Below are 23,910 nucleotides of genomic sequence, written 5' to 3' on the forward strand. Positions count from 1 at the left end.
ACCTCTCACAAGGAGACCTCGTGGATCAACTCGCTACTTTCATCAGCAATAACTGGATTCTAGTCGGCGCCCTGGTCGTCGTTCTGGCACTGCTGGGACACAGCTATTTTGGCAGCCTGCTGCAAAACTTTGCCACCACCTCGCCGAGCGAAGCCGTCAAGATGATCAACCGGGACGATGCCGTCGTGCTGGATGTTCGCGAGGAATCGGAATACCAGGAGGGTCACATTATCAATGCCGTGCATGTGCCCCTCAGCCAGCTCAACGACAAGCTATCGACCCTGGAAAAACACAAAAACAAACCGATCATCGCCGCCTGCCGCTCCGGCCACCGTTCGGGGCAGGCCTGTTCCACACTGAAAAAGGCCGGCTTTGAAAACGTCTATAACCTCAACGGCGGCATTCTGGCCTGGAAGAGCGCCAACCTGCCGCTGGTGAACAAGAAACAAACCAAATAAAAAGCAAAGGGAGACATAGCCATGGCCGAGGTGACCATCTACACCACCCGATTCTGCCCCTACTGCGTGCGCGCCAAGCGGCTGCTGGACAGCAAGCAGGTCGGCTACCACGAAATTCCGGTGGATACGGACAGCGAGCAGCGCCAGATCATGATGGAACGCAGCCAGGGCTACACGGTCCCGCAGATCTTCATCGACGAACAGTCTATCGGCGGTTGCGACGAACTTTACGCGCTGGAAGCCGCCGGCCAACTGGACAGCCGCCTGGGGCTGAACAACGCCTGAGGCCCGTCTCATGAGCGACTCCCTGCATATCGTCTGCCCCCATTGCGACAGCATCAACCGGCTGCCGGCCGAACGCCTCGGCAGCGGCGGCAAGTGCGGTAAATGCAGCAAGCCGCTGTTCGACGGCCGTCCCCTTGAGTTGACCGCCGGCAACTTTGCCCGGCACATCAGCAAAAACGACATTCCGGTGCTGGTCGACTTCTGGGCACCCTGGTGCGGACCGTGCAAGATGATGGCCCCGGTGTTCGAACAGGCCGCCGCGCAATTGCAGCCGCAGATGCGCCTGGCCAAGATCAACACCGAGACCCAGCAACAACTGGCGGCCCAGTACCAGATCCGCAGCATTCCCACCCTGGCGGTATTCAAGCACGGCCGCGAGCTGGATCGTCAGGCCGGTGCCATGGATCAGGGGCACCTGCTGCAGTGGGCGCGGCAGTTTACCTGATCCCCGCCCTGCCCAGGTCGGCGCCAATCTGCTAACATCGGGGTTTCTTCCCATCCCTTTTGCAACGACTACAAGACAACTTCATGGCCGATAACGACACCCAGCAAAACGGCGGCGAGACGCAACAGCAGTTCGCCGTTCAGAAGATCTATACCAAGGATATCTCGTTCGAATCGCCCAACTCGCCGGCGATCTTCAGTGAGCAGCTTCAACCCCAGATCAACCTGGAACTGAACACCAACGGCAAAGCCATTGGCGAAGAGGTCTACGAGGTGGTGCTGGCCCTGACTGTCACCGTCAAGCATGAAGAGAAGACCGCCTGCCTCATCGAAGTCCAGCAAAGCGGCATCTTCACCATCAAGGGGTTTAACCGCGACGATCTGAGTCGCATGCTGGGCAGCTTCTGTCCCGAGATGCTGTTCCCCTATGCCCGCGAAGTGGTCTCGGATATTGCCACCCGCGGCGGCTTCCCGCAGCTGTTACTCGCGCCGGTCAACTTCGAGGCCCTGTACGCCAGGCACCTGGCCGATCAGCAGCAGGCTGAAACCGACAGCGCCAGTCAATAATTGACCATGGCCCGTCCCGCGCAACGCTTTGCCGTTCTGGGTGCCGGCTCCTGGGGCACGGCGCTGGCCATGCTGCTGGCCGACAACGGCCACAGCGTCACGCTCTGGACCCACCGTCCCGAGCAGGCCGACACCCTCAATCGCGATCGGGCCAATCAGCGTTACCTGCACGGCCTGGGCTTTCCCAAAGACCTGAGGGCCAGCGGCGACCTCGAAACCACGGTCGACGGGGCAGATATCATTTTGCTGGTGGTCCCGAGCCATGCCTTTCGAGAGACCCTGACCCGCATCAAGCCACTGCTGCGCGACGACCATAAAGTCTGCTGGGCCACCAAGGGGCTGGAACCGGGCAGCCAGAAACTGCTGCATCAACAGGCCGAGGAAGAACTGGGCACCGACGCCCCCATGGCCGTCATCTCCGGGCCGACCTTCGCCCGTGAAGTGGCCCAACGACTCCCGGGTGCAGTCACCGTCGCCTCGCGTAACAGCGACTACGCCCTGGAACTGGCCCGCGCCCTGCACAACGATCACTTCCGCGCCTACACCGGCGAGGACATCACTGGTGTCGAGCTCGGCGGGGCCTGCAAGAACGTGCTGGCCATCGCCGCCGGCACCGCCGACGGTCTGGGCTTCGGCGCCAATGCCCGCGCCGCGCTCATCGCCCGCGGCGTGGCCGAAATCATGCGCCTGGGCGTTGCCCTCGGCGCCCGGCACGACACCTTCATGGGCCTCACCGGCCTGGGCGATCTGGTGCTCACCTGCACCGACAACCAGTCCCGCAACCGCCGCCTCGGCATGGCCCTGGGCCAGGGCCGCTCCAGGGACGACGTGGTCAAGGAGATCGGCCAGGTCGTCGAAGGCATCAACACCTGCAAGGAAGTCTTCGCCCTGGCGCAACGCCATAACATCGACATGCCCATCACCGAACAGGTCTACCGCGTCATTCACGAAGGCCACACCCCCACCGAAGCCCTGCACGCCCTGATGGAGCGGGCCATCCGGCCGGAGCTGGATTAAAAACAAGATCAAGAGATTAACGCAGAGGGTCGCTCTCTGCTCACTGTAGAACCCCTTCGGGTTTCATTCAGTATTTCTTCGCGTTACTCAGGTCATCCTGCCTCCCGCGACACTTGTACATCCCTGTACATCGCGCAACAAAGGCGCAGAGGAACGCAGAGAAAGAAATAATTTTGTATTGTTGTAGAACAGGCTTTTGCTCTGAGCCTAAACTTCGTTTCAGATATGACGGGATAAAAATTGTCGTTTTGGCGTGAATTATCGCCTCATCCTTAAAGCAACGCTTTAATCCATAAAATGAAGTATTTAAGGCTTAAAACAACGTTTACTTCAATATAAAATCTCGCGCTTTCAATACGTTACGGTGGTTCGACCCCTGGCTGCTCTCATGCTGCACTTAAACGGCCCGCTTTAATTCTTCGCGGATTATCTTACGCAAGGTACTCTCAAGTTCTTTGTCGTGCGCCCGAATATACTCGCGCAGCGCATCATTGATCAGTGTTTGGTAATTGCCACCGCCTGTCGCATGCACACGATTTTTAAAATGTTCGATAATGTCAGCATCCAGCCGTATCGTAATTCGCACTTTGTTTGGATCGGGCTTAATGACAGGACCGCGTTTTCCTTTTGAAAAATCTTCAGCCATAGTAATCGAGACCTTGATAGTATTGCTTGATTTCATGCTTCGTTGCGGGCCGGGCAGAAATAATCCGGAGACAGTCTTCATCGCGCTCGGTATGCACAACATATAAGACTTTGAAGTAAGGACCCATTCCCAGGGTTTTGAATCTCAGCTCCTGCGCATCGCGATCTTCAATAGTTAAGGCATTTTCATCTTCAAGCGCGATAACGGCATCGGCAAAATCAACACCGTGTTTGCCAAGATTTTCGACCGCCTTCCGTGGGTCCCATTCGTAGTCCATACATCAAGTGTATGCACATATTGTGCACCTTTCAAGTGCCATTTTTTGACGATTTTTCAATGGTATAGCGAGCAAGCCCAGCCGAGAAAGGCCGCATCGCGGTCTGACGTCGGCTGGAGCGCCGTGTTATGTCATGGGTTCGAAAGGGCTACCACCATGGGGGCAGGTCTTGTCTTTTGCTTCCTTAAAGGCAAAAGGCAAGATCTGACCTGATTTCCGTCTTAGCCATATATACTTTTCCGGTGAAGATGTGCGAGAAGCGATTTTTCTCCCTCTTCGCGCGAATCCGCTAGATTCTGTGATAGCTCATCATCGAGATTGCTAGATGGGTAAAGCTCCTGTTGTGCTTCGATAACATCTTGAGAGTCAGGAGAAAGAGGGCGTGTAAAATCTTGTAGCAAGTCTAGATACGCATTAACTCTATCTAACGTCTCTTTAAGGAAAACACCAAAAGGCAAAAACCCCTCGTATGTTTTAGACCCAACGAGTACGCGCAGGTCAAGCTTGGCTAACTCGAAACGGCTTAGAGACTGTAAATAATTCTGTGTAACTGCCCGGTTAGAACTGCTCCGGCATTCTATCCGGAAACTCAATCATAAAACGATTCAAGGCGTCCTTCCAATGGTGAATGGGCATGGTCCATTTCTTGGAGGCCGCCTGCATGGCCAGATAGACGACCTTGAGTGCCGCGTCGTCATTCGGAAAGACCTTACGGTTGTTGACGGCCTTACGGATAACGCTATTGAGGGATTCGATAGCGTTGGTGGTGTAAATTACTTTACGAATATCATCCGGGTAGTTAAACAGGGTGATGAGATTCGGCCAGTGTTTGCGCCAGGCCGTGCTGATGGACGGAAACTTCTCATCCCAGCGCTCGGCAAAGGCGGCCAGCTCTCGCTCGGCCTCCTCGACAGTGAGGGAGGCGTAGATCTTTTTCAGGTCAGCGGCAACGGTCTTGCGTTCTTTCCAGGAGACGAATTTGAGCGAGTTGCGCACCATATGCACGATGCATAGCTGGATCTGGGTCTTCGGGTAAACGGTGTTAATGGCTTCCGGGAAGCCTGTCAGCCCATCCACCGAGGCGATGAAAATGTCCTTCAGGCCCCGTTGTTGCAGTTCGGTGAGCACGGACAGCCAGAACTTGGCACCCTCGTTTTCCGCGAGCCACAGCCCCAGCAGTTCTTTCTGGCCGTCCAGGTTGATGCCCAGCGCCAGGTAAATGGCTTTGTTGATGACGCGTTTGTCCTGACGGATCTTCACCCGGATGCAGTCGAGATAGACGATGGGATAGACCTCATCCAGGGGTCGGGATTGCCATTGCTGGACCTGTTCCAGCACCTGCTCGGTGACCCGTGAAATCAGCGTAGGAGAGACCTCAACGCCGTACAGTTCCAACAAGGTGGAAGCTATGTCCCGCGTGCTCATGCCCTTGCTGTAGAGCATGATGATCTTGTCGTTGAAAATCGGTAGCCGGGTCTGGTTTTTGGAGATAATGAGCGGCTCAAATTCCCCGTTGCGGTCCCGGGGAATGGCAATTGGCAGCTCGCCAAGCTCGCCCTTCAAGGTTTTACTGCTGTAACCGTTACGGCTGTTGCCGCTATGCTGACCGGCTTTGTCATGCTTGGGATAGCCAAGGTGGTCATCCATCTCGCCTTCGAGCATAGCTTCAAAGGTTTTTTGGCGCAGCAAGCGGGTGAGGTCCTCGAGTTCCTCCGGTGTTTTGATACTGTTCACCAGGGCTTCAAGCTGCGGGTCGATATCGGTTTTGGTTTTTGTTCTTCTGCTCATGTGTCTTTTCCTTTATTATCAAGGGTATGGGACTTTGAGCAGTTACACAATTTAATTTACAGTCTCACGGCTTAATTCCTCCGCAAATACTTCAACTTTTGCCTTGTAAGCTTTCGCTTCGGTAATGCGCCACAATTCCTTTTTTGTAAAGTTCTTGGTTTCATCTTCAGTGAGCTGCTGTTTTTCGTAAGGGTAGATGGGCTGCCTTAGCTTCTGTGCTGCTTTTGCAATCAAATGACTCTCTTTCACGAGGTTTCTCGCAGCTGTATAGATCTCCTTCCCTACTAAATTTCTCTTCCAAGATCTTACTCCATAGATTCCAACAAGCATCGTAACAATCGCAGCCAAGCCTAGCAGCGCGTCCTTGATTATCACAATCCATTCTTTTATCTCTGGATCAGGCAAACTCTATCTCCTTTATTGGCTAACGAATAAGCTGTCAACGCACCATGATGTCACACTAATAAGGGCTTTGACCCTGAGGTATCCCCACAAAATTGCGATCAAAAACAATGATTTAGGTATAAAAATGATTGGGTAGACATGCATTAATGATTTTGATCTTCTTGTTGGTGACCAAACGCAACAGGAGATCCATCAATGCATGCCACCCATTTACTACATAAACATTTATCGAAGATGTGTCAAGGGATCCACAAAAAGCGAATGACTGTACTGATGGATGTCGTTCAGGCCTGTGTACATGGCAAAAAACTTTCCGTCACGGGCCTGGGCCGTGCGATCAAAAATGCCGTATTCGAAAAACACAACATCAAACGAGCGGACCGCTTGATTGGTAACCCGGCCTTAAATCAGGAACGAGGCCTGATTTACCGTGCGCTTGCCAGATGGATTATTGGCCAGTCTCCCCAGCCGGTTATTCTGGTCGACTGGTCGGATCTGGGTGCAGATCGGCATTATCATATGCTGCGGGCTTCGCTGCCGGTAGGTGGTCGCGCCTTGACACTGTATGACGAGGTACACCCGATAGCCAAGCTAGGGAACCCAGGTGTGGAAAAGCGGTTTTTAAAAACCTTGAAAACGTTATTGCCCGAGTATTGTTGTCCGATTGTCGTTACGGATTCTGGCTTCCGCAATCCTTGGTTCCGTGCCGTATTGGCAATGGGTTGGAACTTTGTAGGCCGAGTCGGTGGACGTCCCCTGATTAGCACGCAGGGTGACGCGGACTGGGTCCGCGTAGAACAGGTTTTCGAGACAGCCACGACTCGCCCAAAGTATCTTGGTTATATTGATCTGGTAAAAAATGTACCTCTGGCCTGTCACGCCTATCTGGTGAAGAAAAAGAAACGTGGAAGAGTCAAGAAAACTGTTTACGGGCAACGCAGCACTGCGAAATACAGCGAGAAAAATGCTCACCGAGAACGGACACCCTGGCTGATCGTCACCTCGCTTGATGGCGGTGAAAAAATGACAAAGCGCATAATGAATTTGTATAAAACCCGAATGCAGATCGAAGAAGGATTTAGAGATTTTAAAAACAGTCGCTGGGGATTCAGTCTGGATGAGGCGCGAGCCTATGCCTCGTATCGTTATGAAAACCTATTACTGGTCGGTGCGTTAGCGACCTTTGCCGTCTGGCTGGTCGGCAAACTGGCTGAAATGAAAAAACAGCACCAACATTATCAGGCCAATACCGTGAAATCACGCAGCGTTTTGTCCATCTTTTATCTGGGTTGTCGTGTGTTACAGAAAGAGAGGCAAGAATTTCGAGATACGGACTTCAAGCAGGCGCTATGGGCACTTCAGGAGCAATTTGAGGTGCAATGTTATGCGTGATTTTGTGGGGATCCCTCAGGCTTTGACCCCTTAAATTCATAGCGAACGACTTGAGCTATTTGTTAGAGGTATTTTGTGACTCAAGAACTTCGCCCGATTTAAATTCGATTTCCTCCGATAGAAGCATCCCTGACTTAAATGCCTCCTCAATTTCATGATGAGGCACTCCCTTCCAGCTCTCATTGTATGGGTCGTAAAATATTTTGTGCACCAGGTTGTTCCTGAGGCGATTGAATTTCTTTATTCTACTATATTCGCTTTCAGTAATTACGCCGATCACAAAAAGTGTTTTAGCTGCATTATTTAGCGAAAATTCATTGGAAGCATCCCAAGCACTCGCCCATGAATCATGAGGAGTATCATTAGTGGTTCTCTGCATTAAGAGTAATTCACGAAGCTTGCATTCCAGCCATCCGTGTAGAGTTTGTAACGCCTCGAGATAATACCCTTCTTTATACGCTTTTTCGGCGTGGTCCGTTGGCAACCCGTTTATGCGTATAAAATCTGACATCTACACCTCTAACGATTAAGCTCAGATGAGAACAAAAGTGGGGCGACGATAGGAGCGCCGCTTTTGTGAATCAACTGGAGTTCCTTGTTGGGCACTTTATTGTGGACATTTATAAACATTACCACTCAAGGTTACGTTTGATTGATAACTGCTACCATAGAAACTATTTCCTACTGAACCAAATTCTCCTGTTTGCCCAGCACGGTGGCTTAGAAAGTAAACTACATTTCCACCTAAAGCATGCGCCTTATTTTTTATATCGTTTCTTGCGCCAGTTTCCATTGTTGAGTTAGATGTAAGCTCACCGGTAAATTCGTTACCTTGACTACCTGTTACATCACCTAAGAATTGGCAGTTTTTTGGCTCTTGATGAGTTAAGCGAACTTTTTCTGCTCCAGGCTGAAGAGGAATTGCAGAACAAGCTGTTAATGAGATTGCAGTAATAAGAGATATAATACGCTTCATAATATTTCCTTTTTTGTTATGCCCAACTGTCATATAGACGGCCGTTCGTAATTTACGGTATTAGGCGGCCGTTCGCCTAAATCCAGATAAAGCTGAAAACACGAACGTACGTCCTGAAATTTCCCAATTATTCTCAATACTAGCAAGCATTTCTGTTTTTTCGACTCAACAGCCTGATGATCTCTTCCGAGATATCAGGGTTTCCCCTAACCCATCTATTGTGTTTTTGATCCCGTTAGACGCCGCCGAGCATCGCAGTGGAGGGAGGATCAGCCCGAAGGGTGGCGGCATGGTGCTCTGACCTATCGGAGATAGGTAGGGTACTCATAATGAAACCCGAAGGGGTTCTATGAGACAAGCCGCCACTCGCCAGTCGGCACAGGGACGTGCCGTCTGGCGAGCCCGACTGGAGCGAGAAGCGCAGGGGACCGGTTCAGCCATTGGAAATGGCTGAACCGGCGGCGTCTTTCGGGCGCGATTTCTTTGGTTCGTTTCTTTATCGCGTAATAAAGAAATGAACTCGCCGCGCGGGCGCGAGAGCCCGCTTTCAAAATTCAGCTCGCCCGCAGGGCGATCATTTAGGTAGAAACTGGATGCTTGATCACCCCTCCCTGGCCCTCCCCTTGAAGGGGAGGGGAATAAAATATTAGACGCGAGAGCCCGCTTTCAAAATTCAGGCTGCCCGAAGGGCGATCATTTTGATAGAAGCTGGATGCTTGATCACCTCACCCTGACCCTCCCCTTCAAGGGGAGGGGAATAAAATATTAGACGCGAGAGTATCGCGCCCGCGGGGCGCTCCTACAGAACATTTTGAAGCAGCCGGGTGCCCGATACCACGAAGTTACGCCGAACGTAGCTCTTCGCGAATAACTCGACGCAGCGTTTCTTCATCCAGCGGACCGGGACTTTTGCCAAGAAAATCACGTAGAGCTTGATTAATCAGGGTTTGGTAACCTGAACCGGATTCATCTGCCAGCTTGCGAAAGGTTTCAACCACGTCATCATCCAGATATATGGTGATACGAGTTTTACCTTTCGGTTTTATCACCGGGCCGCGTTTGGCCTTTTTAAAATCATATTCCTTTTTCATAAACATTCATCTCTTTGCGAGTGGCAAGGCGCGCCGATATGATTCGAATCGTATCGCCACGGTAGGTATACACGACCACTAACACGCGCCCCACAGTATCTTCACCCATTGCGATGTAGCGATCTTCACCTTCAGCATCCTGGTCCTCCATCGAAAGGGCCAGAGGATCGAACAGGACGGCTTCTGCATCCGAGAAGTGGATCCCGTGTTTCCGTAAATTCGCCTTAGCCTTGGCTGGATCCCATCTTACGTCCATGCAGCAAGTATATGCATATATTATACATATATCAAGGATATCCGTGATTTTTGCTTATTCATGAAAGAGTCGTGTCATTTTTTTAACTCTGCGTTCTCTGCGCCTTTGTACCCATACAACGGGCATCAACGTCCCTGCGTTGGATCTTTTTTGCGCCGCAGCCAGAGTTTTTCCAGTTCGAGGATGGCGAACAGGCCGATGCCGATCAGGATGATCTCGACGCCGTGGATGAAATCGACCGGGCGGGTGTCGAAGAAGCGTTCCATGAACGGCGCGTAGGTGAAGATCAACTGCAACACGGCGACCACGGCCACGGCGATGATCGCGGCGCGGGAGTTGAACATGCGCTGCCAGGTCAGCGACGGGGTGCGTAAAAAGCGCACACTGAACAGGTAGAAGACTTCCATCACCACCAGCGTATTCACCGCGTAGGTGCGGGCCTCTTCCAGGCTGGCGCCGTGGGTCGTCGCCCAGCCAAAGATGCCGAACACGCCGGCGGCCATCAGGATCGACACCAGGGCGATGCGCCAGACCAGAAAGCGGGACAGCATCGCCTCGCCGGCATCGCGCGGCGGCCGGCGCATGGTATCGGGTTCGGTGGCCTCGAACGCCAGCGCCATGGCCAGCGCCACCGAGCTGACCATGTTGACCCACAGGATCTGCACCGGCGAGATCGGCAGGGTAAAGCCGAACAGCACCGCGATCAGGATACTCATCGCCTCGCCGCCGTTGATCGGCAATAAAAACACGATGGCTTTTTTCAGGTTGTCGTAAACCGTGCGGCCCTGTTCCACCGCATGGGCGATGGAGGCAAAGTTGTCGTCGGCGATGACCATCTCCGAGGCATCCTTGGCCGCCTCGGTGCCCTTGTGACCCATGGCGATGCCGACGTCGGCACGCTTGAGCGCCGGGGCGTCGTTGACCCCGTCGCCGGTCATGGCGACGATCGCGCCCTGCTCTTGTAAAAGCGTGACCAGGCGCAGTTTGTGTTCGGGACTGACCCGCGCGTAGACATCCACCTCGCCGACCCGCCGGGCCAGTTCGGTGTCATCCATGGTTTCCAGTTCCTGGCCGGTGATCACCTCGGCGCTGTTGTTGAGCTTGAGCTGCGCGGCGATCGCCCGCGCGGTGCCGCCATGATCGCCGGTGATCATCTTCACGCGGATACCGGCCTGCCGGCAATCGGCCACGGCCTGGATGGCTTCCTCGCGCGGCGGATCGATCAGGCCGAACAGGCCAAGCAGGAGCAAATCCGATTCCACATCGTCGAAATCGACTTCGTGCGCGTGATCGGGCATCGCCTTGCAGGCCACCGCCAGCACCCGCTGGCCCTGATCGGCCAGCGCGTCGATCTGTGTCCGCCACTGCTTTTGATCCAGCGGCTGCTCCTCGCCGTCACCGACCTGCACCGCGCGGCAGCGGGCCAGTACCTGTTCCGGCGCGCCCTTGAGATAGACAAACGCCTCGCCCTCATGGCTGTGGTGCAGGGTGGCCATGAACTTGTGTTGTGAGTCGAAGGGGATCAGATCGTCGCGCGGATACTGTTTGCGCTCGGGATTCGCCTCCAGCCCGGCCTTGAGGGCAGCGGCGACCAGCGCGCCCTCCATGGGATCGCCATGCACCTGCCACTGCTCGTTTTTTTGTTCCAGGCTGGCGTCATTGCACAACAGCCCGGCGCGCAGCGCCTGCATCAACACCGGGTGCTGATCCGGTTCCACGGTCTGATCCTCGAGCACAAAGCTGCCGCGCGGGATATAGCCGTCGCCTTCCACCTGATAAACGCCGTCGGCGGTAACCAGGCTGCGCACCATCATCTCGTTGCGGGTCAGGGTGCCGGTCTTGTCGGAACAGATCACGCTGACCGAGCCCAGGGTTTCGACCACCGGCAGCCGCCGGATGATAGCGTGGCGCCCGGCCAGCCGCTGCACGCCGATGGCCAGGGTCACGGTCAGGATCGCGGGCAGCCCCTCGGGAATCGCGGCCACCGCCAGCCCGACCACGGTCATGAACATCTCGGTGGCCGTCATCGACCAGACAAGAATCCCGAACAGGAACATCAACGCGGCCACGCCCAGTACCGCGCCGGTCAGCCAGCGGGAGAAGATCGCCATCTGGCGCAACAACGGGGTGGTCAGGGTCTCGACCTGCGCGACCAGGTCGCTGATCCGGCCGATCTCGGTGTCGGCGCCGGTGGCGATGACCACGCCCGCGCCCTGGCCGTGGCTGACCAGGGTGCCGGAATAGGCCATGTCTCGCCGATCACCCAGTGGCGCGTCGGCGGCCACCGCCGGGATGACTTTATCCACGGCGACCGATTCGCCGGTCAATGCCGCTTCCTGGATTTGCAGGCCGCGCGCCTGAACCAGACGCAGATCCGCCGGCACCTTGTCGCCCGCCTGCAGCAGGACGATATCGCCGGGCACCAGCTCCTCGGCCGGCACGCTGAACTGGCGGCCATCGCGACGCACCATGGCGCGCGCCGAGAGCATGTTACGGATCGCCGCCAGCGCGTCTTCGGCCTTGCCTTCCTGGACAAAGCCGATCACGGCATTGACCAGCACCACGCCGACAATCACCGCGGTATCCACCCAGTGACCGAGCAGGGCGGTGATCACTGCCGCGCCCAGTAACACATAGATCAACAGGTTCTGGAACTGGGCCAGCAGGCGTTTGAGCGGACCACGCTGTTGCACCTCGCTTAAGCTGTTGGGCCCGTACTGCTCGCGTCGGCGGGTGACCTCGGCCTCGTCCAGCCCCTGTTCGACGGCGGCCCGCTGCTCTTCGAGCACCGCCTCAACCGATAACGTATGCCATTGGGGTGTGGTGGAAGCGGTCTCGTTCTGTGCTGAACTGTTCATGCTCACTCCATGCGTTGTTTATTCCGCCCCGGCAAACCCTTGCTGGCGCCAGGCTTCGTACACCACCACCGATACGGCATTGGCCAGATTCAGACTGCGGTTGGTCGGTTGCATGGGCAGGCGCAACACGAAATCCTCACCCAGCCCCTCGCGCAACTCCTGCGGCAGGCCGCGGGTTTCGGGACCAAAGATGAACGCATCCCCCGGTTGATAGACCACGTCGAACACGTTGCGTTTCCCTTTGGTCGACAGCCCGAACAGGCGTTTGGGCTGCACGCCTAATAAAAAGGAATCAAAACTGGTGTGCTGCCGGACTTCGGCGTATTCGTGGTAGTCCAGCCCGGCGCGTTTGAGGCGCACGTCATCCAGCTCGAAACCCAGCGGCTCGATCAAATGCAGCTGCGCGCCGGTATTGGCGCACAGGCGGATGATGTTGCCGGTGTTGGGCGGGATTTCGGGCTGGTATAAAACGACGTGGAACATGGCATTCGGCTCTGGGCATCTGTACTGGTCATCATACCGTAATGGCTCATTGTTCTGATCGGATAGTTGCCGGACACCGTTGCACTATGTCCGGCCTACCTCTGTCCCCGAGGTAGGCCCGATATAGCGGAGCGGTATCGGGCGTTTTTCAGGCATAGCAACGTAGCTTACGTTGGCGACAGCCTGCGTGACGCAACCTCGTATCAAGCTTGAACCCATATCTGGGGTGCCAGGTAGCGCTACGCGCAACCTGGCCTACGACTCCAGCACAACCACCTCGTTACTCGTCACTCGACCCTCGTACCTCCTCGCTGGCCCAATTGAGTGCATACCCTGGAAAGGGTCGCCGGCTCGCCGGAATTCGTTTCTTTCCTGGCTCTTCCCGGCGAGGCTGACTTGTTCCAGCGACGTAATACGGGTATCTTGCCTCGCCATGAACACTGACGACGCCGAGCTGCTGCGCACCGATTTTTGCGGGATGGATTTCCAGACGCCGCTGGTGTTGCTGTCGGGGTGCGTCGGGTTTGGCGAGGAATACACCCGGGTAGTCGGCTACTCCAATCGGGATGTGGGCGCGGTGTGCCTGAAGGGCACGACGCTGGAACCGCGCCTGGGCAATCCACCACATCGGATTTTTGAGACGCCGATGGGGATGCTCAATGCCATCGGGCTGCAGAACCCCGGTTCGCGGCATGTGGTCGACAACATCCTGCCGGAACTGGATTTTTCCGAGACCCGGTTTATCGCCAACCTCTCCGGCTCCACGCTGGAAGAGTATGTCGAGGTGGCACGGATCTTCGATGACTCGCCCATCGATGCGATGGAGATCAATATCTCCTGCCCGAACGTGAAAGAGGGCGGCGTCACCTTCGGCAACGACCCCGAGATGTCCGCCCGCGTGGTGGCGGCGTGTCGGAAGGTGACCGACAAGCCGCTGATCACCAAGCTCTCGCCCAACCAGACCGACATCGCCGAAAACGCCCGGCGTTGCATCGAGGCGGGGACCGACGGCTTTGCGGTGATCAATACGCTGATGGGCATGGCCGTCGATATCGAATCGCGCAGCCCCGTCATCGGCAACAACCAGGGCGGCCTCTCCGGCCCGGCGATCAAGCCCATCGCCCTGCTCAAGGTGCACCAGGTCTACCAGGTGGCGCGCGAGCACGGTATTCCGATCATCGGCCAGGGCGGGGTCAATTCGGCCGAGGACGCCATCGAGTTTCTGATCGCCGGGGCCTCGGCGGTAGGGGTCGGCACCGCGCTGTTTTACGATCCGCTGATCTGCGCCAAAATCAACGCCGGTATCGTGGACTACCTGAACCGGCACCAATTGAGCAACGTGGCGCAGTTGACCGGCAGCCTGCGGTTGAACGATAGTAGCGGCTCCTGCTGCTAAAAGCACCAATCCGCCATAAAAGCGATAAAGCTGACTGCCTGGCGGCCGATAACGATAACAACGCTCAGGCGACGGCCTGACCCATAACCAATCGAATACCCATTATGGCCACGACCGCTCCACGCAAGAAGCTCCGCCTCGGCGATCTGCTGGTGGAAAACAACGTCATCAGCGAAGACCAGCTGATGACGGCGCTCGCCGATCAGAAAAAGACCGGCCAGAAGCTGGGCCGCACCCTGATCCAGAAAAAACTGGTTACCGAGCAGCAACTGATGGAGCTGCTCTCCACCCAGCTGGGCCTGCCGTTTATCAACCTGAAACAGTACAACTACGACCCGGAGACGGTGCGCCTCATCCCCGAGACCCTGGCGCGCCGTTACCGGGTCATCGCCCTCAAGGAGACTGCCGATGGCAGTCTGCTGGTCGGCATGGCCGATCCGACCGATATCTTCGCCTACGACGAACTGGCCAAGGTGCTCAAGCGCAACATCGAGCAGGCGGTAGTCCGCGAAACCGACCTGCTGGCGGCGATTGACACGGTTTACCGGCGCACCGCCGACATCAGCAATCTGGCCGAAGAACTCGATGACCAGCTGGATGAGACCGACATCGATCTCAACCAGCTGGCACAAAACGAGGATGTCACCAACGCACCGGTCGTCCGCCTGCTGCAGACCCTGTTCGAGGACGCGGTGCAGATCGGGGCCTCGGATATTCATATCGAACCGGATGAGAGCGTGCTGCGCATTCGCCAGCGCGTCGACGGGGTGCTCCAGGAGCAGGTGATGAGCGAGAAGCGCATCGCCAGTGCGCTGGTCTCGCGCCTCAAGCTGATGGGCGGGCTGAACATCTCCGAGCGGCGCATACCCCAGGACGGGCGCTTCAACATCCGCGTGCGCGACAAAAGCATCGATGTGCGTCTGTCGACCATGCCGGTCCAGTACGGCGAGTCGGTGGTCATGCGTCTGCTGGATCAGTCGGGGAGCATGCTGCAGCTGGAACAGCTGGGGATGACCGAGGACATTCTGCACCACTTTCGCAAGCAGATTCATCGCCCCTACGGCATGGTGCTGGTCACCGGCCCCACCGGCAGCGGGAAGACCACCACGCTGTATGCCGCGCTGTCGGAGTTGAACGACGCGTCAAAGAAGATCATCACCGTCGAGGACCCGGTGGAATACCGCCTGCCGCGCATCAACCAGGTGCAGGTCAACACGCGCATCGATCTGACCTTCGCCCGGGTGCTGCGCGCCGCATTGCGCCAGGACCCGGACATCGTGCTGGTCGGTGAAATGCGCGATCAGGAAACCGCCCAGATCGGTCTGCGCGCCTCCATTACCGGCCATCTGGTGCTCTCCACGTTGCATACCAACGATGCTATTTCGAGCGTCAGCCGCCTGCTGGACATGGGCGCCGAGGGCTATCTGCTGGCCGGGGCGTTGCGCGCCGTGGTCGCCCAGCGCCTGGTGCGTCGCGTCTGCGACAGTTGCAAAACCCCCTATCAACCCGAGCCCCATGAACTGGCCTGGCTGTACAGCACCCTGGGCGAAGAGCTCGATGACCAGCGCTTCTTCCAGGGCAAGGGGTGTCCCCATTGCAACAACACCGGCTATAACGGCCGGATCGGGGTATTCGAATACCTGGAGATCGACGACGATCTGGCCAACGCCCTGCGCCGTGAAGATTCAGAGGCGTTCACCCGCCAGGCGAAACGCAGCGACACTTTCCGCCCGTTCGCCCGCCATGCGCTCGATTACGCCCTGCAGGGGATCACCTCACTGGAAGAGGTGGTGCGGGTCACCGGGACCGTGGACGAAATAGAGCAGCCCCTGCCGCCGATCCCGGCGGCGGGCGAAGCCGACGACAGCGACGACACCTCGTCATCCCATGCCCCGGTTTGACTATAAAGGCCGCGATCAACGCGGCAACGCGATCACCGGTTACCTCGAGGCCGGCTCGACCGACAGCGTCGCCAACCAGCTGCTGAACAGCGGCGTCACACCCATCGAGATCACCGAGAACCGGCCGCGTCCGTCGCTGGCGGATCGCTATCGCAAGTGGCGCGCCCGCCGCCGGCCGAAACTGGACGACATGATCCTGTTCGCCCGCCAGCTCTATACCCTGATGCGCTCCGGGGTGCCGATCATCCGCGCGCTCAACGGTCTGGCCGACAATATCGACAACCCCTATCTGCAGGACGTGATCCGCGAGCTGGTCGCGGGACTGGAGTCGGGACTGGATCTCTCCAGTGCCATGGCCCGCCATCCGCAGGTCTTTTCCGATCTGTTCATCAGCATGGTCCGGGTGGGAGAGCACAGCGGTAACCTCGACGCGGCTTTGCTGCAGTTGTCCGAATACCTGGAGCGGGAGAAGGAGACCCGGGACCAGATCAAAACCGCCATGCGCTATCCAACCTTTGTGGTGGTCGCCATCGTCATTGCCATCGGGGTGATCAACTTTTTTGTCATCCCCACCTTCGCCGGAATATTTGCCAAGTTCGACGCCGAGCTGCCGTGGCAGACCCGCCTGCTGGTGGGCATGTCCAACTTCATGGTGGAATACTGGTATGTCCTGGCGGCGGGGTTCATTGCCGGCATACTGGCTGTGCGCGGCTGGCTCAAAACGCAAAAGGGGCGACTCATCTGGGATCGTTACAAGCTGAAACTGCCGGCGGTGGGGATCATTTTGCACCAGGCACTGTTACAGCGCTTCGCCACCGCCTTTGCCGTGACCCAGCGCGCCGGCGTCCCGCTGATTCAGGGTCTGACGGTCGTGGCCAATGCGGTGGACAACGCCTATGTGGAACAACACATTAACGGCATGCGCACCGGCGTCGAACAGGGCGAATCACTGACCCGCACCGCCACCCAGAGCGGCATGTTCACCCCGTTGATCCTGCAAATGATCGCCGTCGGCGAAGAGACCGGGGCGGTGGACGAGATGCTGGATAATATCGCTGTCTTCTACGGCCGCGAGGTCGATTACCGGCTCAAATACCTCAGCAGCGCGCTGGAACCGATCCTGATTGTGGTTCTCGGTGCGATGGTCTTCATCCTGGCGCTGGGCGTGTTCCTGCCCATGTGGGATCTCATGGCTGTGGCGAGAGGAGGTTAATGAACTTGCCGGTACGATGTCGATTCCAACAACAGGGCTTTACCCTCCTGGAACTGGTTCTGGTCATTCTGATCATTTCCATTATGGGTCTGATTGCCATCGATCGATTGCTCAACTATCGTATTGATGCCGAACGTGCCATGATTCAAACCGTCATTGGCAATATTCGCAGCGGACTGGGGATGGAGATCGCCCAGCGGGTGGCCAGGGACCGGATAGGCACTATCAACAACCTGGAAAACGCCAACCCGATAGAACTGCTGGCGCAGCCGCCGAGCAACTACATTGGCGAGATCGACAACGAATCGCAGGTGAGCCGGGACGGGGTCTGGTATTTTGATACCGCCGAGTCGGCGCTGGTTTACCGGGTTCGCTTTGGCGATTACTTTAAAACCCGGTTGTCCGGCGCGCCCCGGGTGCGGCACCGGATCAAGCTGGTTTACACCGACAACAACCGGAATAATCGCTTTGATCCCGGCATCGATCATGTGAGCGGCCTGGATCTGGTACCGCTGGAAGACTACGAATGGGAATTTCCAAATGAATAACAATACCGCACTCGCTTCCGTCCTGCTGGAAAGTACCCTGCTGATCATCAGCGTTCTGCTGGTCCTGGTGGCGCTTTACGGACTCCTGCTGTTGATCAAGCCCGACATTGGATTGCGCCTCAATCAGTCGCTCAGCCGGCGGCTTTCGACCCCCCGATTCAGCCTCCTGTTCCTCGACAAACAGTTCCATGTTGAACGCTATTTTTACCATCACGCCAAGCTCTATGGCCTGTTGCTGGTGGTCGGGGCCGGCTATTTGCTCTACCGGCTGTTTTTCGATTTTCCGCTGGAAGGCTATGCCAGTGTCCTGCCCGGCATACTGCCGACCGATATCTGGGCCTGGCTGCTCGATGCGCTGCAGATCTTCCTGGTGGTGATGGCGATTTTCACCCTCTATATCGGGCTGGTGGTGTTGATCCGCCCCAGCAACATTAAAAATCTCGAGCGCCATGCCAATCGCTGGATCGCCACCCGCCAGAAACTGGCCGGCATGGGCGGCGACGCCCCGGCCCTGGACAGCGCCGCGCAACGGGCCCCCCGGCTGTTCGGCGGCGTGGTGTTTCTGGCGGCAATAGCCGTAATATTTATGTTATTATAAATGGTTAAACTTTGCCCCTTTTTGCCGATACAATCAGCATGGGCCTGTAATCCGGTAAAATCTTGCTAGATTACTTGATAAATTTACGATAAATTATTGAATATTCATGTTTCTGCTGCGGCAGAAGGGTCTGTTACCCGGCAACCGCGGTTGCCACACCATCTACTCACTGGAGCTCATTATGAATCAACAACGCGGTTTTACCCTCATCGAGCTGGTCGTGGTCATCGTCATCCTCGGCCTGCTGGCCGCCACGGCGCTGCCGAAATTCATCGACGTTACCACCGACGCACGCGAATCGAGTGTGCAGGGTGTCGGGGGTGGCCTGCGCGCTGCCGCGGCGCTGGGGCAGGCACAGTACGTGGTCAATGGCGACAAGGCAGCGACCAGCATCAGCATGGGCGGCTCCAATGTCACTGTATTGTGCGAAGATACGACCTTGACCGGTTGTACTGATGGTGGCCTGGGGCTGGGCGGGCGTCCCGATGGACAGACTACCGGTATTCGTACCGCAATGCCCGATCCCGATGGCTTTACCGTAGGAGGGTCAGGTGGTGTAACTGACGCGGTCACCTATCAGCCCACTTCCGGCGGCAATGGTTCCTGTCAGGCTGTTTATACACCTGATGCCGCTAATGACCCTGTGGCAGTGACTATCACAAATTGTTAATGTATTGACCCAAACAGAGGCAGCCTTTGCTGCCTCTGTTATTTCAATGACCCGTTTATTCCCCGCTGCCGCCGAATCCCGAACGGCGATTTTCTCCACTCTGCTTTTTCTCACCGCCCTCGTCGCGGCGCTGATCTTCAACGGCTTTTATCTCCAATATTACAGCATTGCCCTGCTGGCCCTGTTCGGCTGGCTGTTGCTGGCGCTGCTGCAGGGGTATCACCGCCAGCATACGGTGATCGTCACCCCGCTGGCGCTGGCCTGCGGGCTGTTTCTCGGTTTTCTCGGGCTGAGCCTGCTCTACCATCCGGTGCCCTATCTGGGGATGATGAATCTCTGGTGGGTCGGTGCCTTCGCCCTGATCGTGCTGATCCGGATGCTCCAACCCGACAACGAGACGACCTGGCGCCTCGACCTGGGTTTAGTCATCTTCCTCGCCGCGGGGCTGGCCCTGTGGGGGGCAGTGGAACAGCTGGTTTACGGTATCTCGCCGGACGCCAGCTTTTATAACCCGAACTCCCTGGCCGCCCTGATCAACCTGGCGCTGCTGCCGCTGGCCGCGGTGTATCTGAGCGCGTCCCCGGGCAAACGGCGCACCGGGATCATCGCGGGCCTGCTGCTGTTCACCTTTGTGCTGGGGATCATTGCCAGTCGCGGCGCGCTGCTGGCCTTCGCCCTGGCCGCGGGCATGCTGTTCGCCCTGGCCTGGCGCCGGGTTGCCCTGCCTCGCCTGGGGACGCTGGCCGGCTGGCTGGCGGGCGGTTTTGTCCTGGCGTCGGCCTACAGCCAGCTTGGCGGGATCGGTGGCAAGGATATGTTCTCGCGCATGGCCACCCTGGCCGATCCCGAGCAGTCGGGCAATCCGCGCTTTGTGCTCTGGCAACCGGCCTGGGAGATGCTGCAGGCCCAGCCGTTGACCGGCATCGGCCTGGGCGCGTTTTTCCTCAAGCTGCCGACCTCGGCCCGCCTGGAGGACAAGAGCGCCGGTTACTACGTGCATAACGATTATCTGCAGATTGCCACCGAGACCGGGCTGCCGGGGCTGTTTTTTCTGTTGCTGATCATCAGCGTGTTGATCTGGCAATTTATTCGCCTGATGCGGACCTATCGCGCCAAAGGCGCGCCTGCAGCCGCCGATTCTCCGCAGCCCGGTAGGAGCGGCTCCGCCGCGATTCCTTCCGCCTCTTTTCCGGTTGATTATCTGGAGGCGCTTGGCCTGTTCGCGGCCCTGCTCGCGCTGGGGATCCACAGCGCCTTTAGCTATAACTTCTATGTGCTGCCGCTGATGATCGTGGCCGGCCTCTATCTGGCCCGCCTCGATCGCCTCTATGCGCGGCAAACCCCCGCGTACTGTTTGCGCTTTGGCTGGAAACCGCACTTTCAGCCGCTGTCGTTTTATCTGCTCAGCTTTGCCGTCGTCCTGACCGCCGGCGGCTACTTTGTCACCCTGGCACTGGCCGACCACTACCATCAACGCGGCGCAAAACTGGCCGCCAGCGGGCAAGTGCAGCAAGCGCATTTTGCCTTCGAACGCGCCCAGCGCCTGTCGCCCTATATGGACAGCCCTTTTTACACCGACGCCGATCTGCTGATTCGCAGCGCCGAACTGATCCCCGAAAACAGCCCCAAACGTGCGGACCTGCTCGACTACGCGGCCGACAAACTCGACACCGCGGCCAAGCTCAATCCCTATCAGGCCCACACGCCCTATTTGCAGGGCAAGCTGCACGAACTGCAAGACGGCGATCCCGACACCGCGGCCGCCTACTACCGCAAAGCATTGAAGAGCAACCCCCGCTTTTTGCCCGCCCGTCTGGCAATTGCCCGCTTGTATCGGACAGAGGATCGCCCGGAACAGGCCTTTGCTATACTTAAAAAAGGATTGAATTACCCGTACCACAGCCTGAGCCGGGAGTTGCTCGAGTATATGCAACTTACCGCGCAACTGGCCGCCCAAAGCGGTGAGAGGGAACTTGCCGCCCGCCTGGAGGGCCGACTGGAGCAGTTCCAACGTGCCTATGAACTTCAACAACAACAGGGCCGGCGCCGCCCCTCACAGCGTTACTGAATCGATGCGTCCTTTTGCGCAACGCCATCGCGGTTTTACCCTGGTGGAGCTGATCGCCGTGATCATCATCCTCGGCATCCTCTCGGTCGTGGTGGTATCGCGCTTCATCGATCGCGGCAGCGTCACGCCATCCTCGGCCCAGGCCCAGGTGATCGCCGCGGCCCGCCACGCCCAGCAACTGGCGATGAACAACGGCGGCAACGTGTTGTTCAGCACCGACAACAGTAACAAGCGAGTGACCATCACCCACAGCGGCAGCGGCTCACCCATGACCATCGATCTGCCCGGCGACATCACAATTACCGCCGCCAATATCAGTTACGATAGCCTCGGCGACGCCTATGACGGTTCCGGACCCTTGAGTGGCCCATTGACCCTGAACATTAGCAACGGCATTACCCGCTGTGTACGAATCGAAACCACGGGGTATGCGCATGACTGTTAAACACAGTTACGAGGGACGAGTAACGAGGGACGAGGATGGCTTTACGCTGGTGGAGATGGTGGTGTTTATCGTGGTGCTGGCGGTGGGATTATCCGGCGTGGTGCTGGTGATCAACCGCACCTTGCTCGGTGCCCCCGAGGCACTGGTCAATACCCGGGCGATGGAGATTGCCCAGCTGTATCTGGATGAGATCGGCGCCAAAAAGTATGACGAAAACACGCCGCAGGGCGGCGTGCCGCCCTGCGACAGTCCGGACGGCGATCCCTGTACCGCCGAGGGCGGTTTTGGCCCCGATGGCAGTGAAGCTCGCGATCTGTTCGATGACGTGGATGATTACCACAATCCGGCTTTTCAGCCGGCCACCGATGCCGATGACAATCCTTTACCCAACTATTCGGATTACGATGTCAGCGTCAGTATCAGTTATGCCGGCACCGATCTCGGCTTTGGCGACGATCGGCTTGCCAAACGCATCGATCTGATTGTACGGACACCACGCAACCAGCAAATTCCCGTCACCGTGTACCGGACCAACTTCTGATGCGACGATTCCCCCGACAATACGGATTTACGCTGGTCGAGATGGTGGTGGTCATTGTTGTGCTCGGTGCCATCAGTGCCGGCACGGCCATGTATATTGTGCGCAGCATGGAAGCCTACAGCGATACAGTTCGCCGCGACCAGCTGACTTCCACCGCTCGCATCGCCGTAGAGAAAATGACCCGCGAACTGCGTAATGCCCTGCCCAATAGTATCCGGGTCGATAACAGCGGCGGAACACACTGTATTGAGTTTTTCCCGGTACAAAGCGGCTCATCCTATGAGTCGGTCCCGCGAACCGCCGCCAACATCTCTTTTTCAGCGGTTGACTATATCGCGCCTCAAACGCCGGCTACGGCTTATGTCGCGGTCTATCCCTACAGCACCTCGTCGCTTTATGACAAGAACAACCCGGGACCGCTGGCCGATTACGATGATGGCAATTCCGATCCCGCCAACGGGGAGGTCTATCTTACCTCCAGTCATCGCTTTACCCATGACTCGCCGCGCAAACGATTTTTCCTGACCGGGCCACCGGTCAGCTATTGTCTGGGCACGGATGGTAATCTGCGTCGCTATCAGGGTTACAGTATCAACTCGGTCCAGCCAATTCCGCCAGCCGGCAGCGGGGCCTTGCTGGCCGAAAACCTTCAGCTCAGCGACGGCGGCACGGCGGTGACGCCGTTTCGTTATGATCCCGGCTCCCTGCAACGCAATGGTGTCGTGACGCTCGACTTAAGAGTCCGACAGGATAATGAGTGGGTACGACTGCTGCACGAGGTACAAATCCGCAATGTACCCTGAATCCGAAAAACATCGCGGCGCAGCCGCTCCTACAGGGTGGCGTTATGCGCGTTTCTGTAGGAGCGGCTGTGCCGCGAATCCGTCCGGGACGAAAAGCCTGACGTGTCGATGGCGCTCCTGCGGTTTGTGCTGTCAACTATTCTTTGCCTCGTCCCTGGTCCCTCGTCCCTCGCACCTGCCCGCAGGGCATAGGAGCGGCTGCGCCGCGACAGATCTGTCCGGGACGGAGAGCCTGTCATCTCCCGGACACCTGTTGTATGCCTCGTCCCTCGTCCCTCGCCCCTCGTCCCTGCCCGCAGGGCACGGGCGCCAGGGCGGCTTCAGCCTTCCGCTGGCCATTTTCATCATCGTGATCATGGCCCTGATCGGCACCGCCATGGTTAGCCTGAGCCAGACCGGCCAGCGCTCGGTCGCCAGCGAGGTGCAGTCGATCCGCACCTTCTATGCCGCCGAAACCGGCGCCCAGACAGCTGTGGCACAATTGCTGCCGCTGAATGGCAACAACCCCGGCTGCGGCGCCGTCAGTACCAGCATCACCCTGACAGCGCCGGCCCAGGACGGCTGCAGCGCCACGTTAACCTGCGAGGCCCTGACCCTGGCCGGGGATGACTATTACCGGGTCACCAGCGACGCCGCCTGCAGCTTTGCGGGTAATGACACCCGCCGGCAAATCGAGGTGATGGTGCGCCATCCTGATTGACCTGGGTGAAAAAGCCCCGGATAACCTCTTTTATCGATAATCAGGGCCTTATGGCCGATAAACGGCCCAATAACAACAACCAGG

The 23,910-nt window shown here is 57.4% G+C and carries 27 protein-coding genes; 17 read left to right on the forward strand and 10 right to left on the reverse strand.

Translation table 11 applies throughout. From position 1 onward, the window contains the following. Positions 1 to 20 precede the first annotated feature (20 nt). The 5 genes from U5J94_RS03655 (at position 21) to U5J94_RS03675 (ending at position 2,771) form a co-directional block, all read left to right on the forward strand. A complete protein-coding gene (locus U5J94_RS03655) occupies positions 21 to 458 on the forward strand; it encodes a rhodanese-like domain-containing protein (protein WP_322564279.1) in 438 nt (145 codons plus the stop codon). 21 nt (positions 459 to 479) lie between these two features. Beyond that, the gene (gene grxC, locus U5J94_RS03660) at positions 480 to 743 is read left to right on the forward strand and encodes a glutaredoxin 3 (protein ID WP_322564280.1); all 264 of its coding nucleotides are present in this window, start codon (positions 480 to 482) and stop codon (positions 741 to 743) included. Between the two features lie 10 nt (positions 744 to 753). After that, positions 754 to 1,188 carry a thioredoxin TrxC gene (gene trxC / locus U5J94_RS03665; protein WP_322564281.1) on the forward strand — a complete coding sequence of 145 codons (435 nt, stop codon included), beginning with the start codon at positions 754 to 756 and terminating at the stop codon, positions 1,186 to 1,188. Between the two features lie 83 nt (positions 1,189 to 1,271). After that, positions 1,272 to 1,754, forward strand: coding sequence for a protein-export chaperone SecB (gene secB / locus U5J94_RS03670; RefSeq protein ID WP_322564282.1), 483 nt, complete (start codon positions 1,272 to 1,274; stop codon positions 1,752 to 1,754). A gap of 6 nt (positions 1,755 to 1,760) precedes the next feature. Further along, positions 1,761 to 2,771, forward strand: coding sequence for an NAD(P)H-dependent glycerol-3-phosphate dehydrogenase (locus U5J94_RS03675; protein WP_322564283.1), 1,011 nt, complete (start codon positions 1,761 to 1,763; stop codon positions 2,769 to 2,771). Positions 2,772 to 3,168: 397 nt separating this feature from the next. On the opposite strand, the gene U5J94_RS03680 is transcribed toward U5J94_RS03675, so the two are convergent. The 4 genes from U5J94_RS03680 to U5J94_RS03695 form a co-directional block, all read right to left on the reverse strand. After that, complete coding sequence (locus tag U5J94_RS03680; protein WP_322564284.1) at positions 3,169 to 3,417, reverse strand: BrnA antitoxin family protein; 249 nt, start codon at positions 3,415 to 3,417, stop codon at positions 3,169 to 3,171. Further along, positions 3,410 to 3,694, reverse strand: coding sequence for a BrnT family toxin (locus tag U5J94_RS03685; protein WP_322564285.1), 285 nt, complete (start codon positions 3,692 to 3,694; stop codon positions 3,410 to 3,412). The genes U5J94_RS03680 and U5J94_RS03685 overlap by 8 nt, the downstream gene beginning before the upstream one ends. 558 nt (positions 3,695 to 4,252) lie before the next feature. Further along, positions 4,253 to 5,482, reverse strand: a complete 1,230-nt coding sequence (locus tag U5J94_RS03690) for an IS256 family transposase (protein ID WP_322564286.1) — start codon at positions 5,480 to 5,482, stop codon at positions 4,253 to 4,255. A gap of 51 nt (positions 5,483 to 5,533) precedes the next feature. Then, the gene (locus U5J94_RS03695; protein ID WP_322564287.1) at positions 5,534 to 5,887 is read right to left on the reverse strand and encodes a hypothetical protein; all 354 of its coding nucleotides are present in this window, start codon (positions 5,885 to 5,887) and stop codon (positions 5,534 to 5,536) included. Between the two features lie 195 nt (positions 5,888 to 6,082). On the opposite strand from U5J94_RS03695, the gene U5J94_RS03700 reads away from it, so the two are divergent. Beyond that, positions 6,083 to 7,279 carry an IS4 family transposase gene (locus U5J94_RS03700; protein WP_322564288.1) on the forward strand — a complete coding sequence of 399 codons (1,197 nt, stop codon included), beginning with the start codon at positions 6,083 to 6,085 and terminating at the stop codon, positions 7,277 to 7,279. A 55-nt stretch (positions 7,280 to 7,334) separates the two neighbouring features. Here U5J94_RS03700 and U5J94_RS03705 read toward each other — a convergent pair whose 3' ends face one another. The 6 genes from U5J94_RS03705 to trmL all read right to left on the reverse strand — a co-directional run bounded on the left by U5J94_RS03705 (position 7,335) and on the right by trmL (position 12,943). After that, positions 7,335 to 7,790, reverse strand: coding sequence for a hypothetical protein (locus U5J94_RS03705; protein ID WP_322564289.1), 456 nt, complete (start codon positions 7,788 to 7,790; stop codon positions 7,335 to 7,337). A 96-nt stretch (positions 7,791 to 7,886) separates the two neighbouring features. Next, complete coding sequence (locus tag U5J94_RS03710) at positions 7,887 to 8,255, reverse strand: DUF4156 domain-containing protein (protein ID WP_322564290.1); 369 nt, start codon at positions 8,253 to 8,255, stop codon at positions 7,887 to 7,889. 842 nt (positions 8,256 to 9,097) lie between these two features. Beyond that, complete coding sequence (locus U5J94_RS03715; RefSeq protein WP_322564291.1) at positions 9,098 to 9,346, reverse strand: BrnA antitoxin family protein; 249 nt, start codon at positions 9,344 to 9,346, stop codon at positions 9,098 to 9,100. Beyond that, positions 9,330 to 9,602 (reverse strand): BrnT family toxin, encoded by a 273-nt coding sequence (locus tag U5J94_RS03720; protein ID WP_322564292.1) that lies wholly within the window; start codon positions 9,600 to 9,602, stop codon positions 9,330 to 9,332. Before U5J94_RS03720 ends, U5J94_RS03715 begins: the two co-directional genes overlap by 17 nt. Before the next feature lie 125 nt (positions 9,603 to 9,727). Further along, positions 9,728 to 12,460 carry a cation-transporting P-type ATPase gene (locus U5J94_RS03725; RefSeq protein ID WP_322564293.1) on the reverse strand — a complete coding sequence of 911 codons (2,733 nt, stop codon included), beginning with the start codon at positions 12,458 to 12,460 and terminating at the stop codon, positions 9,728 to 9,730. Positions 12,461 to 12,478: 18 nt separating this feature from the next. Beyond that, entirely contained in the window at positions 12,479 to 12,943 is a 465-nt protein-coding gene (gene trmL / locus U5J94_RS03730) for a tRNA (uridine(34)/cytosine(34)/5-carboxymethylaminomethyluridine(34)-2'-O)-methyltransferase TrmL (RefSeq protein WP_322564294.1), read from the reverse strand. A gap of 433 nt (positions 12,944 to 13,376) precedes the next feature. Here trmL and U5J94_RS03735 point away from each other — a divergent pair, with 433 nt between their 5' ends. The 11 genes from U5J94_RS03735 (at position 13,377) to U5J94_RS03785 (ending at position 23,826) form a co-directional block, all read left to right on the forward strand. Then, entirely contained in the window at positions 13,377 to 14,339 is a 963-nt protein-coding gene (locus tag U5J94_RS03735; protein ID WP_322564295.1) for a dihydroorotate dehydrogenase, read from the forward strand. A gap of 104 nt (positions 14,340 to 14,443) precedes the next feature. After that, on the forward strand, positions 14,444 to 16,240 hold the full coding sequence (locus tag U5J94_RS03740; protein WP_322564296.1) for a GspE/PulE family protein: 1,797 nt from the start codon (positions 14,444 to 14,446) through the stop codon (positions 16,238 to 16,240). Then, the gene (locus U5J94_RS03745) at positions 16,227 to 17,453 is read left to right on the forward strand and encodes a type II secretion system F family protein (RefSeq protein ID WP_322564297.1); all 1,227 of its coding nucleotides are present in this window, start codon (positions 16,227 to 16,229) and stop codon (positions 17,451 to 17,453) included. The genes U5J94_RS03740 and U5J94_RS03745 overlap by 14 nt, the downstream gene beginning before the upstream one ends. Then, positions 17,453 to 18,001 (forward strand): prepilin-type N-terminal cleavage/methylation domain-containing protein, encoded by a 549-nt coding sequence (locus U5J94_RS03750; protein WP_322564298.1) that lies wholly within the window; start codon positions 17,453 to 17,455, stop codon positions 17,999 to 18,001. Before U5J94_RS03745 ends, U5J94_RS03750 begins: the two co-directional genes overlap by 1 nt. Next, complete coding sequence (locus U5J94_RS03755) at positions 17,994 to 18,599, forward strand: hypothetical protein (protein ID WP_322564299.1); 606 nt, start codon at positions 17,994 to 17,996, stop codon at positions 18,597 to 18,599. The genes U5J94_RS03750 and U5J94_RS03755 overlap by 8 nt, the downstream gene beginning before the upstream one ends. Positions 18,600 to 18,705: 106 nt before the next feature. Then, the gene (locus U5J94_RS03760; RefSeq protein WP_322564300.1) at positions 18,706 to 19,269 is read left to right on the forward strand and encodes a type II secretion system protein; all 564 of its coding nucleotides are present in this window, start codon (positions 18,706 to 18,708) and stop codon (positions 19,267 to 19,269) included. Positions 19,270 to 19,315: 46 nt separating this feature from the next. Next, complete coding sequence (locus U5J94_RS03765) at positions 19,316 to 21,337, forward strand: O-antigen ligase family protein (RefSeq protein ID WP_322564301.1); 2,022 nt, start codon at positions 19,316 to 19,318, stop codon at positions 21,335 to 21,337. 4 nt (positions 21,338 to 21,341) lie between these two features. After that, positions 21,342 to 21,782, forward strand: coding sequence for a type II secretion system protein (locus tag U5J94_RS03770; protein ID WP_322564302.1), 441 nt, complete (start codon positions 21,342 to 21,344; stop codon positions 21,780 to 21,782). Beyond that, on the forward strand, positions 21,772 to 22,323 hold the full coding sequence (locus U5J94_RS03775; protein WP_322564303.1) for a type II secretion system protein: 552 nt from the start codon (positions 21,772 to 21,774) through the stop codon (positions 22,321 to 22,323). The genes U5J94_RS03770 and U5J94_RS03775 overlap by 11 nt, the downstream gene beginning before the upstream one ends. Then, positions 22,323 to 23,126: a prepilin-type N-terminal cleavage/methylation domain-containing protein gene (locus U5J94_RS03780; RefSeq protein ID WP_322564304.1), complete on the forward strand. Its 804-nt coding sequence runs from the start codon at positions 22,323 to 22,325 to the stop codon at positions 23,124 to 23,126. Before U5J94_RS03775 ends, U5J94_RS03780 begins: the two co-directional genes overlap by 1 nt. 253 nt (positions 23,127 to 23,379) lie before the next feature. Beyond that, complete coding sequence (locus U5J94_RS03785) at positions 23,380 to 23,826, forward strand: hypothetical protein (protein WP_322564305.1); 447 nt, start codon at positions 23,380 to 23,382, stop codon at positions 23,824 to 23,826. Positions 23,827 to 23,910 lie beyond the last annotated feature (84 nt).

Source organism: Thiohalophilus sp., assembly GCF_034522235.1.
Classification (GTDB): Bacteria; Pseudomonadota; Gammaproteobacteria; order UBA6429; family Thiohalophilaceae; genus Thiohalophilus.

Excerpts from the sequence above, each read along its gene's own strand:
- grxC (WP_322564280.1), top strand. The coding sequence starts at position 480 with ATGGCCGAGGTGACCATCTACACCACCCGATTCTGCCCCTACTGCGTG.
- trxC (WP_322564281.1), top strand. The coding sequence starts at position 754 with ATGAGCGACTCCCTGCATATCGTCTGCCCCCATTGCGACAGCATCAAC.
- secB (WP_322564282.1), top strand. The coding sequence starts at position 1,272 with ATGGCCGATAACGACACCCAGCAAAACGGCGGCGAGACGCAACAGCAG.
- U5J94_RS03675 (WP_322564283.1), top strand. The coding sequence starts at position 1,761 with ATGGCCCGTCCCGCGCAACGCTTTGCCGTTCTGGGTGCCGGCTCCTGG.
- U5J94_RS03680 (WP_322564284.1), bottom strand. The coding sequence starts at position 3,417 with ATGGCTGAAGATTTTTCAAAAGGAAAACGCGGTCCTGTCATTAAGCCC.
- U5J94_RS03685 (WP_322564285.1), bottom strand. The coding sequence starts at position 3,694 with ATGGACTACGAATGGGACCCACGGAAGGCGGTCGAAAATCTTGGCAAA.
- U5J94_RS03690 (WP_322564286.1), bottom strand. The coding sequence starts at position 5,482 with ATGAGCAGAAGAACAAAAACCAAAACCGATATCGACCCGCAGCTTGAA.
- U5J94_RS03700 (WP_322564288.1), top strand. The coding sequence starts at position 6,083 with ATGCATGCCACCCATTTACTACATAAACATTTATCGAAGATGTGTCAA.
- U5J94_RS03705 (WP_322564289.1), bottom strand. The coding sequence starts at position 7,790 with ATGTCAGATTTTATACGCATAAACGGGTTGCCAACGGACCACGCCGAA.
- U5J94_RS03710 (WP_322564290.1), bottom strand. The coding sequence starts at position 8,255 with ATGAAGCGTATTATATCTCTTATTACTGCAATCTCATTAACAGCTTGT.
- U5J94_RS03715 (WP_322564291.1), bottom strand. The coding sequence starts at position 9,346 with ATGAAAAAGGAATATGATTTTAAAAAGGCCAAACGCGGCCCGGTGATA.
- U5J94_RS03720 (WP_322564292.1), bottom strand. The coding sequence starts at position 9,602 with ATGGACGTAAGATGGGATCCAGCCAAGGCTAAGGCGAATTTACGGAAA.
- U5J94_RS03725 (WP_322564293.1), bottom strand. The coding sequence starts at position 12,460 with ATGAACAGTTCAGCACAGAACGAGACCGCTTCCACCACACCCCAATGG.
- trmL (WP_322564294.1), bottom strand. The coding sequence starts at position 12,943 with ATGTTCCACGTCGTTTTATACCAGCCCGAAATCCCGCCCAACACCGGC.
- U5J94_RS03735 (WP_322564295.1), top strand. The coding sequence starts at position 13,377 with ATGAACACTGACGACGCCGAGCTGCTGCGCACCGATTTTTGCGGGATG.
- U5J94_RS03740 (WP_322564296.1), top strand. The coding sequence starts at position 14,444 with ATGGCCACGACCGCTCCACGCAAGAAGCTCCGCCTCGGCGATCTGCTG.
- U5J94_RS03745 (WP_322564297.1), top strand. The coding sequence starts at position 16,227 with ATGCCCCGGTTTGACTATAAAGGCCGCGATCAACGCGGCAACGCGATC.
- U5J94_RS03750 (WP_322564298.1), top strand. The coding sequence starts at position 17,453 with ATGAACTTGCCGGTACGATGTCGATTCCAACAACAGGGCTTTACCCTC.
- U5J94_RS03755 (WP_322564299.1), top strand. The coding sequence starts at position 17,994 with ATGAATAACAATACCGCACTCGCTTCCGTCCTGCTGGAAAGTACCCTG.
- U5J94_RS03760 (WP_322564300.1), top strand. The coding sequence starts at position 18,706 with ATGTTTCTGCTGCGGCAGAAGGGTCTGTTACCCGGCAACCGCGGTTGC.
- U5J94_RS03765 (WP_322564301.1), top strand. The coding sequence starts at position 19,316 with ATGACCCGTTTATTCCCCGCTGCCGCCGAATCCCGAACGGCGATTTTC.
- U5J94_RS03770 (WP_322564302.1), top strand. The coding sequence starts at position 21,342 with ATGCGTCCTTTTGCGCAACGCCATCGCGGTTTTACCCTGGTGGAGCTG.
- U5J94_RS03775 (WP_322564303.1), top strand. The coding sequence starts at position 21,772 with ATGACTGTTAAACACAGTTACGAGGGACGAGTAACGAGGGACGAGGAT.
- U5J94_RS03780 (WP_322564304.1), top strand. The coding sequence starts at position 22,323 with ATGCGACGATTCCCCCGACAATACGGATTTACGCTGGTCGAGATGGTG.